Source organism: Actinomadura gamaensis, from assembly GCF_042652125.1.
GTDB lineage: Bacteria > Actinomycetota > Actinomycetes > Streptosporangiales > Streptosporangiaceae > Spirillospora > Spirillospora gamaensis.
In genome coordinates, this window is the sequence record NZ_JBHSIT010000007.1 from 416,381 (window position 1) to 430,932 (window position 14,552).

Annotated in this window: 13 protein-coding genes; 7 read left to right on the forward strand and 6 right to left on the reverse strand. The window is 72.5% G+C overall.

Translation table 11 applies throughout. The features are described from left to right. The first annotated feature begins 375 nt into the window (after window positions 1-375). Entirely contained in the window at window positions 376-1,647 is a 1,272-nt protein-coding gene (locus ACFPCY_RS25020; RefSeq protein ID WP_378259045.1) for a hypothetical protein, read from the forward strand. A gap of 208 nt (window positions 1,648-1,855) precedes the next feature. Beyond that, window positions 1,856-2,185, forward strand: a complete 330-nt coding sequence (locus ACFPCY_RS25025; RefSeq protein WP_378259047.1) for a DUF5313 family protein — start codon at window positions 1,856-1,858, stop codon at window positions 2,183-2,185. Window positions 2,186-2,311: 126 nt separating this feature from the next. Here the strand turns inward: ACFPCY_RS25025 and ACFPCY_RS25030 are convergent, their stop codons facing one another. After that, complete coding sequence (locus ACFPCY_RS25030) at window positions 2,312-3,697, reverse strand: NAD(P)H-quinone dehydrogenase (protein ID WP_378259049.1); 1,386 nt, start codon at window positions 3,695-3,697, stop codon at window positions 2,312-2,314. A 73-nt stretch (window positions 3,698-3,770) separates the two neighbouring features. On the opposite strand from ACFPCY_RS25030, the gene ACFPCY_RS25035 reads away from it, so the two are divergent. The 3 genes from ACFPCY_RS25035 to ACFPCY_RS25045 all read left to right on the forward strand — a co-directional run bounded on the left by ACFPCY_RS25035 (window position 3,771) and on the right by ACFPCY_RS25045 (window position 6,878). Next, window positions 3,771-4,223 carry a gamma-glutamylcyclotransferase family protein gene (locus tag ACFPCY_RS25035; protein WP_378259051.1) on the forward strand — a complete coding sequence of 151 codons (453 nt, stop codon included), beginning with the start codon at window positions 3,771-3,773 and terminating at the stop codon, window positions 4,221-4,223. A 112-nt stretch (window positions 4,224-4,335) separates the two neighbouring features. Then, on the forward strand, window positions 4,336-5,136 hold the full coding sequence (locus ACFPCY_RS25040) for a purine-nucleoside phosphorylase (protein ID WP_378259053.1): 801 nt from the start codon (window positions 4,336-4,338) through the stop codon (window positions 5,134-5,136). After that, window positions 5,133-6,878, forward strand: coding sequence for a phospho-sugar mutase (locus tag ACFPCY_RS25045; RefSeq protein WP_378259055.1), 1,746 nt, complete (start codon window positions 5,133-5,135; stop codon window positions 6,876-6,878). The genes ACFPCY_RS25040 and ACFPCY_RS25045 overlap by 4 nt, the downstream gene beginning before the upstream one ends. A 17-nt stretch (window positions 6,879-6,895) precedes the next feature. Here ACFPCY_RS25045 and ACFPCY_RS25050 read toward each other — a convergent pair whose 3' ends face one another. The 3 genes from ACFPCY_RS25050 to ACFPCY_RS25060 all read right to left on the reverse strand — a co-directional run bounded on the left by ACFPCY_RS25050 (window position 6,896) and on the right by ACFPCY_RS25060 (window position 10,713). Continuing rightward, a complete protein-coding gene (locus ACFPCY_RS25050) occupies window positions 6,896-7,507 on the reverse strand; it encodes a PH domain-containing protein (RefSeq protein WP_378259057.1) in 612 nt (203 codons plus the stop codon). Window positions 7,508-7,622: 115 nt separating this feature from the next. Then, a complete protein-coding gene (locus ACFPCY_RS25055) occupies window positions 7,623-8,717 on the reverse strand; it encodes an adenosine deaminase (protein ID WP_378259059.1) in 1,095 nt (364 codons plus the stop codon). 112 nt (window positions 8,718-8,829) lie between these two features. Continuing rightward, window positions 8,830-10,713 carry a Xaa-Pro dipeptidyl-peptidase gene (locus tag ACFPCY_RS25060; RefSeq protein ID WP_378259061.1) on the reverse strand — a complete coding sequence of 628 codons (1,884 nt, stop codon included), beginning with the start codon at window positions 10,711-10,713 and terminating at the stop codon, window positions 8,830-8,832. Between the two features lie 242 nt (window positions 10,714-10,955). Between ACFPCY_RS25060 and ACFPCY_RS25065 the strand changes: the two genes are divergently transcribed. Further along, window positions 10,956-11,663, forward strand: coding sequence for a hypothetical protein (locus ACFPCY_RS25065; protein ID WP_378259063.1), 708 nt, complete (start codon window positions 10,956-10,958; stop codon window positions 11,661-11,663). On the opposite strand, the gene ACFPCY_RS25070 is transcribed toward ACFPCY_RS25065, so the two are convergent. Then, window positions 11,608-13,164 carry an MDR family MFS transporter gene (locus ACFPCY_RS25070; RefSeq protein WP_378259066.1) on the reverse strand — a complete coding sequence of 519 codons (1,557 nt, stop codon included), beginning with the start codon at window positions 13,162-13,164 and terminating at the stop codon, window positions 11,608-11,610. The genes ACFPCY_RS25065 and ACFPCY_RS25070 overlap by 56 nt on opposite strands. Then, on the reverse strand, window positions 13,161-13,742 hold the full coding sequence (locus ACFPCY_RS25075; RefSeq protein WP_378259068.1) for an NADPH-dependent FMN reductase: 582 nt from the start codon (window positions 13,740-13,742) through the stop codon (window positions 13,161-13,163). Before ACFPCY_RS25075 ends, ACFPCY_RS25070 begins: the two co-directional genes overlap by 4 nt. 87 nt (window positions 13,743-13,829) lie before the next feature. On the opposite strand from ACFPCY_RS25075, the gene ACFPCY_RS25080 reads away from it, so the two are divergent. Beyond that, window positions 13,830-14,540 (forward strand): TetR/AcrR family transcriptional regulator, encoded by a 711-nt coding sequence (locus tag ACFPCY_RS25080; protein WP_378259070.1) that lies wholly within the window; start codon window positions 13,830-13,832, stop codon window positions 14,538-14,540. Window positions 14,541-14,552 lie beyond the last annotated feature (12 nt).

The following is a 14,552-nucleotide window of genomic DNA, read 5'->3' on the forward strand; positions in this document are numbered from 1 at the left end:
CGGCTGCGTTGCGCCGCCAGGCCGCCTGGTCTTGTTGGTCTGGTCCTCGGTGGGTTGGCGGGGTGTTTAGGGGGCGGGGACGGCTGCGGTTGGGCGGTGTGTGGGGTGCTGAGGGTTTTGTTGGGTTTTGGGATGGATGGGGGAGGTTGGAGGGGTTTCAAGGGGATGCTGGGGGCTGCGGGAGCCGGTGGAAGTGTGACCAAGGTCTCAATTGTTCGGAGGGAGTTGCGGGCGGGGGCGGAACGTCCATGGGGCTGAGCTCGTCTTATTCAGCAAGGAGGCAGACTGAGAATCATGAGATCCGATAACAGGCCACGGCGTACGGCCAGGCGTGGTGTTTTCGCGGCGGGGGTCGCCGTACTGACCGTCCTGCTGGTGAGTCTGTGGGGGGCGGGGGCCCGGGCGGACGACTCGGTGAGCCAGATCGCCAAGGGGCTGACGAGTTCCCGCGTCTACGTGGACAGCAGCGTGGCCTCTCAGGTCTCGCCGTCCGACGTGTCCGAGATGAACGCGGCTCTCAACAAGAACTCCAAGGCGGACATCCGCGTCGTCGTCACCGACAGCAACAACTCGCAGTCGGCGACCGTGGGGATGCTGAAGAGCGTCGCCACGCGGGTGGACAAGGGCAAGGTCTACATCGCCATCGGGGCCGACGGCAAGCACATGCTCGCCCTCACCAAGAAGGGCTCGTACCTGTCCCCGAAGGACGCCAACAAGCTGGTCACCCAGGTGTCCGGTGAGCCGCTGAAGCAGCGGGTGGTCGACTTCTCCAACCAGGCGCAGAAGAAGGCCGCGGACAAGGAGAAGTCCGGCACCGTCGGCCTGTTCGTGGTGCTGGGCGTGCTGATCCTGATCGTCGCGGGCGGCGTCGGGGCGTTCCTCGTCGTGCGCAAGCGGCGCCGGGTGCGCCGTGAGCAGGAGATGGCGCAGCTCAAGCGCGGCGTCGAGGAGGACGTGACCAAGCTCGGCGAGGACATCGCGGCGCTCGACCTCAACGTCATGGACCCGAGCCTCGACAGGGAGGCCAAGTCCGAGTACGAGCAGGCGATGAACTCCTACGACGCGGCGAAGGCCGCGACGGAGAACGCCAAGCGCCCCGAGGACATGCAGTCCGTCACCACCGCGCTGGAGGACGGCCGCTACCACATGACCGCGTGCCGGGCCCGGCTGAACGGCGAGCCCGTGCCCGAACGGCGCGCGCCCTGCTTCTTCAACCCGCAGCACGGGCCGTCCGTCCAGGACGTCATGTGGGCCCCGGCCGGCGGCGCGCCGCGCTCGGTCCCGGCCTGCGCGGCGGACGCCCAGGCGGTGCTGAGCGGCGGGCAGCCCGACGTCCGCATGGTGCCCTACGGTGACGGACGCCGTCCCTACTGGGACGCGGGACCGGCCTACGCTCCCTACGCGGGCGGCTACTACCAGTCGTACGGCGGGATGGACCTGCTGTCCGGCATGATGATCGGCACCATGCTCGGCTCGATGATGGGCGGCGGCTGGGGCGGCGGCCACCACGACATCATGGGCGGCGGTGGCGACGGCGGAGGGTTCGGCGGCTTCGGCGGCGACTCCGGTGACGCCGGCGGCGGCTGGGACTTCGGCTCCGGCGACTTCGGCGGCGGGGGCGACTGGGGCGGCGGAGGCGACTGGTAACCCTTCCACGCCCGCCAGAAGCATTACGGCCCGGCCCGCGCCCTCCTAGGGGACGCGGGCCGGGCCCTTTGGCGTTCCCGCCTGGTCTGGAAGCCTTTCCCACGGCGGGACGCGGCCACCGGTCAGCCGGACGCGGGGGGCGGCGGGTTGGACGGTGCGTCGGCGCGGGGGTGGGCACATAACCTTTGACGGGACAGATGGGACGGTCATGACACGTCTGCCGGGTGATCCCGGTCCGCTGCGGCAGGTGCGGTACACGCTCGGGTTCCGGCTGCCCGCCGAGAACCTCGACTGGGTGCGGCACGACCTCACGGACGCGGGCTGGCGGTCGCGGCTGCTCGTCCGGCATCTGGCGATGATGGTCCCGATCTGCCTCGCGCTCGGCCTGCTGCCCGGCCCCCTGTGGCTGCGCGGCGCGGTGGCCCTGCTCGCGCTGCTGGCCAGCACCCTCACGGTCGCCGTCAGCGCCGACGATCTGCGCCGGTCGCGCCTGCACCGGCACGGCCTCGAACCCCCGCCCGGCGAGCGGCGGTACTGACGTCCGGCAAGCGCCGAGGCGGCACGAAACGACGGCGAAGGCACCGCGAAGACGACACAGCCCTGTCCTTAATGCGCGAAACGGCCCGTCCGAGCAGAGGACGGGCCGTTTCGCGGACGGCGGCGGTCAGAAGGCGTGCTCGGACATCAGCCGGCGGGACGCCTCGGTGATCGAGCCGGACAGGGACGGGTAGACCGCGAACGTGTGCGCCACCTGGTCGACCGTGAGGTGCTGCTGGACGGCCAGGGACACGCCCAGGATCAGCTCGGACGCGCGCGGGGCCACGATGACGCCGCCCAGGACGATCCCGGTGGACGGGCGGCAGAACAGCTTGACGAAGCCGTCCTCGAAGCCCTGCATCTTGGCGCGCGCGTTGGTGAACAGCGGCAGCATGACCGTGCGGGCGTTGACCTCGCCCGTGTCGACCATGTGCTGGGTGACGCCGACGGAGGCGACCTCGGGGTCGGTGAAGATGTTGGAGGAGACCCAGCCGAGCTTGAGCGGCTGGACGGCCTCGCCGAGGGCGTGCCACATGGCGATGCGGCCCTGCATCCCCGCGACCGAGGCGAGCATGAGCACGCCGGTGCAGTCGCCGGAGGCGTAGATGTGCGGGACGGACGTCCGGGACACCTTGTCCACGACGACGAAGCCGCGGCTGTCGAGGGTGACGCCGACGTCCTCCAGGCCGATCCCGGACGTGTTGGGGATCATGCCGACGGTCATCAGGCAGTGCGAGCCCTCGACCTTCGTGCCGTCCTCCAGGGTGACGGTCACGCCGTCGCCGGTGCGCTCGGCCCCGGCGGCGCGGGAGCGGGACATGACGCGCATGCCGCGGCGCAGGAAGACCTCCTGCAGGACGGACGCGGCGTCGGCGTCCTCGCTCGGCAGGATGCGGTCGCGCGAGGAGACCAGGGTGACCTTGGAGCCGAGCGACAGGTACGCCCCGGCCAGCTCCGCGCCGGTCACGCCGGACCCGACGACGATCAGGTGTTCGGGGAGTTCGGGCAGGTCGTAGAGCTGCCGCCAGGTGAGGATGCGCTCGCCGTCCGGCTCGGCGCTCGGCAGCACGCGCGGGGTCGCGCCGGTCGCGATCAGGATGATGTCGGCCCGGATGTGGCGGTCGCCGACCGCGACGACGTGCGGCTCGACCAGCCGCGCCTCGCCCCGGACGATCTTGACCTCCTCGTAGGCGAGCCGCTCGGCGACGTCGAACGACTGGGCGCGGGCGAGGTCCTTGACGCGCTTGTTCACCGTGCCGAGGTCGACCTCCAGGCCGCCGACGATGCCGTCCGGGCCGCCGCTGAACCGCAGGCCCAGCGCCGACGACTCCCCCATCACCGCCATCCGGGTGGACGTCGCGATCAGCGTCTTGGACGGCACGCAGTCCCACAGCACGCACGCGCCGCCCGGCCCGTCGCGCTCCACCACGGTCACGTCCGCGCCGAGCTGCGCGGCGACGAGGGCGGCCTCGTAGCCGCCGGGGCCTCCTCCGATGATCACAATGCGGGTCACGGTCCCCATTCTTCTGCACTCTCCCCGATGCTCGGACCCCGGCCGGGTATGGAGGGGCGTACCCTTGGCCGACGTGGCACTGTACGCGGCGTACGCCTCCAACATGGACCCCGAGCAGATGGCGGCCCGGGCCCCGCACTCGCCGATGCGCGGGACGGGGTGGCTGTCCGGCTGGCGACTGACCTTCGGCGGGCAGGACAAGGGCTGGGACGGCGCCCTCGCCACCGTCGTCGAGGACCGCTTCGACCAGGTGTTCGTCGTGCTGTACGACGTGCCGTCCTGGGACGAGCAGGAGCTCGACGCGTGGGAGGGCGCGGCGCTCGGCGTCTACCGCAAGACCAGGGTCCGGGTGCAGACGCTGGACGGCGACGCGCTGGCCTGGATCTACGTCCTGGACGACTACGAGGGCGGCCTGCCGTCCGCGCGCTACCTGGGCATCCTCGCCGACTCGGCCGAGAAGGCGGGTGCGCCCGACGACTACGTCAAGTCCCTGCGCGAGCGCCCCTGCAAGTCGCTGGGCGACTAGGGACGTCCGGCGACGCGTCCCCCGGGTGCTCGCTAGCGAATCCTCCTCAGCGGGAAAGCGGCGCAGGTGGGCGGGCTGCGGGCGGGGTGATCGCGGCCGGTAATCTCGGCACGTGAGCAACGACGCTTTTGAGGTGGCCGGGGCCGCCGCGCGCGAGATCCGGCGGATGAGCGGTTTCGACGGGTTCGACGTGGCCCTCGTGATGGGGTCGGGATGGGTTCCGGCGGCGGACGAGCTGGGCGAGCCCGCCGCGGAGATCCCGGTGACGGAACTGCCCGGTTTCACCGCGCCCGGGGTGGCCGGGCACGCGGGACGGATCCGGATCGTGGAGGTCGGCGGGCGGCGCTGCCTGGTGTTCCTCGGCCGCACCCACCTGTACGAGGGACGCGGCGTCGAGCCGGTCGTGCACGGCGTCCGGACGGCGCTGGCCGCCGGCGTGGGGACGGTCGTCCTGACGAACGCGGCGGGCGGGCTCCGGCCGGAGACCCAGCAGGTCGGCGACCCGGTGCTGATCTCCGACCATCTGAACCTGACCGGCGCGAACCCGCTGACCGGCGCGACGTTCCTCGACCTCACCGAGGCGTACTCCAGGCGGCTGCGCGACCTGGCGAAGGCCGCCGACCCGACGCTCGCCGAGGGCGTCTACGCGGCGTTCCGCGGCCCGACGTACGAGACCCCGGCCGAGATCCGGATGCTGCGCACGATGGGCGCGGACATGATCGGCATGTCGACCGTCCTGGAGACGATCGCGGCGCGCCAGGGCGGCGCGGAGGTGCTGGGCATCTCGCTGGTCACCAACATCGCGGCCGGGCTCAGCGACAAGCTCCTGGACCACCAGGAGGTGCTGGAGGCCGGGCGCGCCGCCGCGTCCCGCATGGGCCGCCTCCTCGCGAACATCCTGAGCAAGGCATGAGCACCGACGACGCGCCGCGCGAGCAGAGCGGCAACGAGCCGCGCGAGCAGAGCGGCAACGAGCCGCGCGAGCAGGGCGGCGGCGGGTTGCGGGAGCAGGACGGCAACGAGCCGCGGGAGCAGGGCGGCGGCGGGTTGCGGGAGCGGGCCGAGGAGTGGCTCGCGCAGGATCCGGATCCCGAGACGCGGGCCGAGTTGACAGCGCTCCTGGACGACGAGGACGCGCTGCGCGACCGGTTCGGGGCGCGGCTGGAGTTCGGCACGGCCGGGCTGCGCGGCGAGCTGGGCGCGGGGCCGAACCGGATGAACCGGGTGACCGTGATGCGCGCCGCCGCGGGCCTCGCGTCGCGGCTGCCCGCCGGGTCCGGCGTGGTGATCGGCTTCGACGCGCGGCACAACTCGCGCCGGTTCGCCGAGGACACCGCGGCCGTGGTGACCGGGGCGGGGCTGCGCGCCTGGCTGATGCCGGGGCCGCTGCCGACGCCGGTGCTGGCGTTCGCCGTCCGGCACCTCGGCGCGGCGGCCGGGGTGATGGTCACCGCCAGCCACAACCCGCCGCGCGACAACGGCTACAAGGTCTACTGGTCGGACGGCGCGCAGATCGTCCCGCCGGTGGACCGGGAGATCTCCGAGGCGATCGACGCGGTCGGACGGGTCGACGAGCTGCCGCTCGGCGAGGGCTGGACGGTCCTCGGCGACGAGATCGTCGAGGCGTACCTGGACGCGCTCGGCACGCTGCCCGTCGCGGACGCGGGCGGGGTGAAGGTCGCGTACACGCCGATGCACGGCGTCGGACGGGACGTCCTGCTGCGGGCCTTCGCGCGGGCCGGAATCCCCGAGCCCGCCGTGGTCGCCGAGCAGGCCGAGCCGGATCCGGACTTCCCGACCGTCGCGTTCCCGAATCCGGAGGAGCCGGGCGCGATGGACCTCGTCCTCGCGCTGGCCGCCCGCTCCGGCGCCGACCTGGTGGTCGCGAACGACCCGGACGCGGACCGCTGCGCCCTGGCCGTCCCGACCAGGGACGGCGGCTGGCGGGCGCTGACCGGCGACGAGGTCGGCGGGCTGCTCGCCGAGCACGTGCTGCGGCACACGACCGGGGACGACCGGCTGGTGGTCACCACGATCGTGTCGTCCTCGCTGCTGGGCGCGATCGCCCGCGCGCACGGCGTCCGGTTCGCCGAGACCCTCACCGGCTTCAAGTGGATCATGAAGGCGGAGGGACGGCTCGTCTTCGGCTACGAGGAGGCGCTCGGCTACAGCGTCGGCGGCGACGGCGGCGTGGTCGTCCACGACAAGGACGGCATCGGGGCGGCGCTCGCCGCCGCCGCGCTCACCGCCGAGGCCCGCCGCGCCGGAAAGTCCCTGCTCGACCTGCTGGACGACCAGGCGCGGACGTACGGGCTGCACGCGACCGCGCAGCTGTCGATCCGGGTGGACGACCTGTCGCTGATCACCGAGGCGATGGCGCGGCTGCGCGCCGAGCCGCCCAAGGAGCTGGCCGGACGCCCCGTCGAGGGGTTCGACGACCTCGCCCGCGGCGCGGACGGCCTGCCCCCGACCGACGGCCTGCGGTTCCGGCTCGGCGACGCGCGCGTGGTCGTCCGGCCGTCCGGGACCGAGCCGAAGCTGAAGTGCTACCTGGAGGTCGTCCACCAGGTCGGGGACGACGTGGACGCGGCCCGTGAACGCGCCTCCGCCGACCTCCGGGCACTGCGCGAGGCCCTCGCCGAGCTGCTCTCCTAAGGCGCTCGGAAGCCTGCTCAGAGCACGCTGGCGACCACCAGCAGGACGACCGGCACGATCAGGGACGCCGCGGCCACCGGGGACCACGACACGGTCCCGGCCGCGGCGTCCTCGTCGGTCCCGGGCCGCTCCCGCTCGGCGATCTCCTTGATCTGCTCGACCGCGAACCGGGTGGGCGTGCGGTCCTTCAGCGCGGCCGCCGCGCCCTTCGGCAGCTTCGCGGCGTCCCGCTGCGCCCGGGCCTCGGCCCTGGCGGCGGCGCGCGGCGAGGTCTGGAGGACCCACGCCCGCATCGACCGCTCCGAGCCGTCCGCCTGGGCGAACGTGACGACGATGGCGTCCTTGGCCTCGACGTTGCGCAGCGCCCGCCACGGCACCCGGACGTCGCGCAGCGGGTTGCGGACGGTGACCCCCGCCTCGTCCGCCACCACCGAGGGCCGCAGGCCCAGCACGTACGCCAGGCCGCAGCCGACCAGCAGCACGGAGGCCATCACCGCGCCCGTGGTGTCCCGGACAGGCTTCCCGGTCATCCCGAACGCCAGATCCAGCAGGTTCAGCACGGTGAAGGCCACCCAGGCCCACGCCGCGACGCGCGCGATGGGCGACCGGACGGTGTAGAGCGGGGTCATGGCTCAGATCATGCCACCGCGACCGCCGTGCTCACGCCCGCCACCGCCCGCCACACCCCGATCAACTCTCCCGCGGCCCGGCCACGGACCAGGAGAACGCGGCCGGGCGGGCCGGTCAGGCTCGCGGGGCGGTGCCGCGCCACTTGAGCTGCGCGAAGCCGGGCTTGATCACGCCGTTGATCAGTTCCAGCCGCTCCGGGAACCCGATGAACGCCGACTTCATGGCGTTGACCGTGAACCACTGGAGGTCGTCCCAGCCGTAGCCGAAGGCGTCGGCGAGCTTGGCGAACTCCTCCGACACCGAGGTGCCGCTCATCAGCCGGTTGTCGGTGTTGACCGTGACCCGGAAGTTCAGCTCGCGCAGCAGCCCGATCGGGTGCTCGGCGATCGACTTGGCCGCGCCGGTCTGGATGTTGGACGTCGGGCACATCTCCAGCGGGATCCGCTTGTCCCGGACGTAGGCGGCGAGGCGGCCGAGCCGCGGCGGACGGTGGCCGTCCACCTCGATGTCGTCGATGATCCGCACGCCGTGGCCGAGCCGGTCGGCCCCGCACCACTGGATGGCCTGCCAGATCGACGGGAGCCCGAAGCCCTCCCCCGCGTGGATCGTGAAGTGCGCGTTCTCGCGCTGGAGGTACTCGAAGGCGTCCAGGTGGCGGGTGGGCGGGTAGCCGGCCTCGGCCCCGGCGATGTCGAAGCCGACGACCCCGGCGTCCCGGTACCGGACGGCCAGCTCGGCGATCTCCATGGAGCGGGCCTGGTGCCGCATGGCCGTGACCAGCGTCCCGACGCGGATGCCGTGGTCGCGTCCGCCGCGCTCGAAGCCGTCGAGCACGGCCTCCACGACCTGCTCCAGGCTGAGCCCGGTCCGGGTGTGCAGTTCGGGCGCGTACCGGACCTCGGCGTACACGACGCCGTCCTCGGCCAGGTCCTCGGCGCACTCGTAGGCGACGCGCGTCAGCGCCTCGGCCGACTGCATGACGCCGACGGTGTGCGAGAAGGTCTCCAGGTACCGTTCGAGCGAGCCGGAGTTCGACGCCTCGGCGAACCAGGTGCCGAGGGTGCCGGCGTCCGTGCTGGGCAGGTCGTCGTAGCCGCCCTCGCGCGCGAGGTCCACGATGGTCTCCGGCCGCACGCCGCCGTCCAGGTGGTCGTGCAGCAGCACCTTCGGCGCGCGCCTGATGTCCTCGAGAGTCAGACGTTCGTTCATCTCCGCACGATACCGCCCCGATCCGTCCGGGGCCGTCCTGACCTCGGCGCTCGCGCGCGGACGGCCCCGGCGCGGGGTGCGCCGGGGCCGTCCGTCACCAGAACCGGCCGGATCAGCCGGTGATGTCGGTGGTCAGCGGCAGGGTGATCCTGCTCTGGCCCAGGTCGACGCGGACCTTCGTGCCCGCCGGGTAGCGGAGGGTGTAGGCGTGGTCGGTCGCGACGATCATGACGCCGATGCGGTGCCCGGCCTTGAAGACGTAGTCCTCGGGGACCAGGTTCCAGTTGAAGCTGTAGGACTTACCGGGCGTGACCGGGGTCTGGTACCAGATCGACCTGCGGTTCCGGATGTCCGTCCAGCCGCGCGTGACGATCTTGTAGGGCGTGGTGGCGAAGGTGTACTTGCGGACGGCGCGGCAGCCCGGGTCGGTCGGGATGGAGTCGCCGTAGCACCACTTGTCCTGGGTCGCGGCGAAGCCGGACGGGCGGGTGTCGGTGCCGTAGTCGACCAGGACGGCCGACAGGTACGGGGACCGGCCGTCCACCGACGCGCGGACCTTGATGTTCGCCGTGCCGGAGAACTTGACCGGCCGCTTCAGCGCCGGGGTGACGTAGAGCAGGCGGTTCGGGTCGGCCTTGGTCTCGTCGGTGACGAGGTCCTCGGCGGTGCGGGCCGGGGCGTCCACGAAACCGGCCTGGCCCTTCCCGCGCGCGCCGAGCACGCCGGACGCGCCGTTCGCGCCGTTGGTGAAGCCCAGCGAGACCGGACGCGCGGACGGCGACGGCCATTCGCGGTAGGTCTCCCAGTTCCCCGGAGTGCGCTCGATGTCGACCTTCGGTTGGCGCATGACGTCGTTCTTCACGCCGTACAGCTCGTGCGCGAACCACAGGTTGAGGGTGTCCAGCCAGGTCGCCTGGCGGACGTCCAGCGGGTCGTCGTGCGCGGCCTGGTGCAGCCAGAGCTTGCGGTCGAGGTTCGTCTTCTTCAGCGAGTTCCACAGCAGCGACATCTCGGACGGCTTGACGTTCCAGTCCGCGAGGCCGCCGGTCATGAAGACGCTGGCCTTGAAGTCCTTCACCTTCTTGGCGAAGTTCCGGACGTCCCAGGTGGCGTTGTAGTCGCCCGTGACCCGGTCCATCTTCTTCTCGATGTCGTGGATCTCGGGCGCGCAGACCTGCGGGTTCTTCCGCGACAGGACGGCCTTGGCGTGCAGGTCGAGGTCCTCGCCCTCGTAGCCGTCCGGTGCGATGACACCGCCGTTGGCGCGGTAGTAGTCGTACCAGTTCGCCACGCCGGAGACGGACACGACGGTCTTCAGGCCCTCGACGCCGGTCCCGGCGGTCGCGAGCGGCAGCGTCCCGTCATAGGACTTCCCGGCCATCGCGACGTTGCCGGTGGACCAGCCCGCCTTGATCTCCTTGCCGGACGCGTCGTACGCCTTGGCCTTGCCGGACAGCCACAGGACGACCTTCTTCATGCCGTCCACCTCGTTCGGGCCGACGGCCGTGGGGCAGCCGTCGGAGTTCCCGGTGCCGAGGGTGTCGGCGGCGAGCACCGCGTACCCGCGCGAGACGAAGTAGTTGTCGTAGTACATGCGCGCGTAGCTCGTCGGCGCGGGCGGCGCGGTCGGCGGCGTCCACGGCGAGAGGCGCGGGTAGTCGGTGACGTCGGCCGGGTGGTACGGCGGGTCCTGGAGCCCGGCGTAGTAGGGGCTGCCCTCGATGATCGAGGCGACCTTGAGGCCGCCGTCGGTCTCCTTGGGACGGGTGACGAAGACGGCGACGCGGTCCTTCTTGCCGTCGTTGTCGCTGTCCACGTCGGTCTCGACGTAGACCTGCTGCCGGATCGCGTCCTGGAACGAGAACGTCGGCTGGGTGCGGCCGTCCTTGACGGTCACGTGCGGGCGCTCCGGCGCGGCGGCGGCCGGCAGCGCCCCGGCCACCAGGCCGGACGCCGCGGCGACCGCCGCTACCGGGACGAGTCGGGAAAGGCGCAACTGAGCTCCTCGGGGGGTGTGGGACGATCTCGTGAAGCCTGCTGGCCGCCGTTCCCCCAAGTCAACGGTGATTATCGCCAAAAGGCGGGATGAGTACGGATACTCATGCGCCCCGGCCCTCCGGCGGCGATGATCAGGACATGCCCCGGCCCCGGATCCCCCACGCATCCGCCCCGTCCCCCTCCGGTGCTCCTCCCGCTTCCGGCGAGGCCCCGCGGCCGTCCCGCCCTTGGCCGCGTTGGTTGCTCGGCGCGCTCGCGATCGCCTCCCTCGTGGACGTCGCGCTCGCTTATCCCGTCTGGAGCTGGAAGTTCGCGGAGGCCTCCCGCGACTACCCCGCGTCCATCCCGCCGCCGCCGAGCCCCACCGTCCTGATCTGGTGTTTCGCGGTGCAGGGGGCGATCGCGGTGGCGGGCGGGCTGGTGGCGCTCGTCCCGCGGATCCGCCGGACGGCCCGGACCGCGGGGCTCGGCGTGCTGCTCGCGTGGGCGCTGGTCTCGGCGCTCTCCGCCGGCTGGTGCACCGGCCTCCACCCGCTGCTCTACGAGCCCGCCCAGGACGCCGACTCCTGGGGGAACTCGACCACCTCGACGCCCGCCGCCGTCCTGCGGGAACGCGTCCAGGCGACGCTGGACCGGGCGATCGGGCTCGTCCGGGAACCGATGCGGCAGAAGGACCCCGTCCACGACTGGGGCGGAGGCGTCTACGGAGCCTCCGCCGTGGCCCAGCCGCTCAGCGGCAGCCCGGCCGACCTCCAGCGCGCATGGGCGAGTCGTCTCGATCGGCTTTACAAGCGGGTCGGCTCGACTCACGAGGGCCGGGCCGACGCGCGCTTCAAGGTGTCGGGCGACATCTGCGTGGACGTCGCCGACCTCGGGGACGGCACCGTCCGCGTCACGGTGAGGACGCCTCACGTGCGGGAACTCCAGCGGAACGCGGCACATCACTGACCGCGCCGTCCGCCCGAGGGGACTCGCCCTCGTCCGCCGCCGGAGCGCGCTCGTCGCCGCGCAGGGGCTGCTGGCGGACGAGGCAGGCGAGGGCGAACGCCAGCAGGGCGATGACCGCCGCGCCGAGCGCGACGCCGTGCAGGCCGGAGCTGACCGAGTCGCGGACGGCGTCGCGCGCCGAGGCGGGCAGCGCGCGCACGCGGGCCGGGGTGACGTTGGCGGAACGGTCCAGCCGGGACGCGTAGACCGCGCCCAGCAGCGCGACGCCGAGGGAGCCGCCGAGCGTGCGGGCGAGGTTGACCGTTCCGCTGGCCGCGCCCATGTCGCGCGGGTCCGCGCCGTACATCGTGATCAGCGTCGTGGACTGGGTGAGCAGGCCGATCCCGGCTCCGGCCAGGGCCGTCAGCGCGGACGCGGCGGGCGTCGGCGTGTGCGTCCCGAGCGGCAGCAGGACCAGCGCGCCCGCCGCCGACAAGGCGCCGCCGAGCACGGGGAACCAGCGGTAGCGGCCCGTCCGGCCGACGACGCGTCCGGTGAGGAGCTGCGCGCCGAGCATCCCGAACATCAGCGGGAGCAGCAGCATGCCGCCGCCCGCCGGGGACGCGCCGCGCACGACCTGCATGTACTGCGGCAGGTACGTCATCAGGCCGAGCATCACCGCGCCGCCGAGGAAGCTCAGCGCCTGCGCGAGCGTGAAGTTCCGGGACGCGAACAGCCGCGGCGGGACGATCGGCTCCGCCGCCCGCAGCTCGACCGGGACGAACAGCGCGAGCGCCACCACCGCCGCGATGGCCAGCCCGATGATCTGCGGTGACGTCCAGCCGTACCGGACGCCGCCCCAGGCGCCGAGCAGGGTCAGCGCGACGATCCCGGCGGTGAGCAGCGCGGCCCCGGCGAGGTCCACCCGCGCCCGGACGCGCCGCGCCGCGATCCGCACCCGCGTCGCGACCAGCGCCAGCGCCAGCCCGCCGACCGGAAGGTTCACGTAGAACGTCCAGCGCCAGTCGAGATGGTCGGTGAGCAGCCCGCCGACCAGCGGGCCGCCGACGAACGCGACCGGCACGATCACTCCGATCATGGACTGGAGCCGGGCGCCCTCGCGCGGCGGCACCAGCTCGCCGATGATCGCCATCGCGCCGACCATCAGCCCGCCCGCGCCGAGCCCCTGCACCGCCCGGAACGCGATCAGCTCGGCCATCGAGCCGGACATCCCGGACAGTGCGGACCCGGCCAGGAACACCGCCACGGACGCCATGAACGCGCCCTTGCGTCCCGCGAGGTCGCCGAGCTTGCCCCACAGCGGCGTCGTCACGGCGGCGGCCAGCAGGTAGGCCGTCACCACCCAGGACAGCTGGGCGACGCCGCCGAGGTCCCCGACGATCGTGGGGAGCGCCGTGCCGACGATCGTGCCGTCCAGCATGGCCAGGAACAGTCCGAGCAGCAGCCCGAAAACGCCGAGCCGGTCGTAATCCGTCCGCTCGGGGACGCCGGGGCCGCTCATGCCGCGTACGGGCGCGCCGCCCGGGCCTCGCGCAGCGCCTGCGCCCACCAGGCGAGCTGGTCGAGCATCTTCTTCGCGGCGGCGTCGGCGGACGGGTCGGTGACCTCGCCGTCCGGGCCGAACGCGCCCCACACGCCGTTGAAGCCGACGCCGTCCCGGATGGTGACGGCGTGCAGCTCGCCGAAGACCTGCCGCAACTGCTCGACGGCGCGCGTCCCGGCGGAGAAGCCGCCGTAGGAGACGAACCCGATCGGCTTGGCGTGCCACTCCTGGTTGTGCCAGTCGATCGCGTTCTTCAGGGACGCCGGGAAGCTCCGGTTGTACTCGGGCGTCACGACCACGAACGCGTCCGCGGCCGCGAGCCGCGGCGACACCTTCGCGAGCTGCGTCAACGCGTCCGGGTCCGACGGCGGCTGCCCGAACTGCGGCAGGACGGTCGGCAGCGGTGTGGCGGCGAGGTCGATGACGTCGGCGTCCATGTCGTCCCGCTGCGCGACGTGCCGTTCGATCCACGACCCGACGACACCGCCGAGCCGTCCTTCCCTGGTACTGCCGATGATGATCGCGACCTTCAGCATGGAAACCCCTAAATGTGTACGACGTATCTCTTGCGATACAACGTACACATCGATGTGTACGGCGTCTACTCCGGATACGATGTACACATGACCGACGACCGTCCACCCCTGTGGGAGCGCCTGGACCGCCCCGCCGCCGCGCCCCGCCAGACGCTCACCCTCGACCGCATCGGCGAGACCGCCGTCCGCGTCGCCGACGCCGAGGGCCTGGACGCGATCACCATGCGCCGCCTCGCCACCGAGCTCGGCGTCGCCCCGATGGCCCCCTACCGGCACATCGCGAACAAGGACGAACTACTCGAGGTGATGGCCGACCGCGTCTACGGCGAGCTGGCGGTCACCGAACGGGACGGATGGCGCGAAACGCTTCGCGAGCACGCCCTGCGCACCCGAGCCCTCTTCCACGCCCACCCCTGGCTGACGGAGCTGCCCGCCTCGGTCTCGCCGCTCTCCCCCAACCGGCTCGCCGCCGCCGAACGCGCCCTCGCCGCCCTGGACGGTCTGGGCCTCGACGCCGACACGATGATGGCCGTCCACCGCTCCGTCGTCTTCTACACCACCGGCGCGACGAGCAGCGAACTCGCCTTCGAGCGCTTCATGAACCGCCAGAACCTCGACACTCCGGCCCACGTCCGCAGCGCCCTGGCCCCCCAGATGACCTACCTCATGGGGACCGGCCGCTACCCGACCTACCGCCGCTACATGCACACCGCCACCCGCAAGGACGACACCGACTGGCAGTTCGAAACGGGCCTCGACGCCGTCCTCGACGGCATCGAGGCCCGCTTCGGCCTCTGAAGCGAAAGCGCC

Coding starts and splice junctions, on each gene's coding strand:
- ACFPCY_RS25025 (WP_378259047.1), top strand. CDS start 1,856: ATGACACGTCTGCCGGGTGATCCCGGTCCGCTGCGGCAGGTGCGGTAC.
- ACFPCY_RS25045 (WP_378259055.1), top strand. CDS start 5,133: ATGAGCACCGACGACGCGCCGCGCGAGCAGAGCGGCAACGAGCCGCGC.
- ACFPCY_RS25050 (WP_378259057.1), bottom strand. CDS start 7,507: ATGACCCCGCTCTACACCGTCCGGTCGCCCATCGCGCGCGTCGCGGCG.
- ACFPCY_RS25055 (WP_378259059.1), bottom strand. CDS start 8,717: ATGAACGAACGTCTGACTCTCGAGGACATCAGGCGCGCGCCGAAGGTG.
- ACFPCY_RS25070 (WP_378259066.1), bottom strand. CDS start 13,164: ATGAGCGGCCCCGGCGTCCCCGAGCGGACGGATTACGACCGGCTCGGC.
- ACFPCY_RS25075 (WP_378259068.1), bottom strand. CDS start 13,742: ATGCTGAAGGTCGCGATCATCATCGGCAGTACCAGGGAAGGACGGCTC.
- ACFPCY_RS25080 (WP_378259070.1), top strand. CDS start 13,830: ATGACCGACGACCGTCCACCCCTGTGGGAGCGCCTGGACCGCCCCGCC.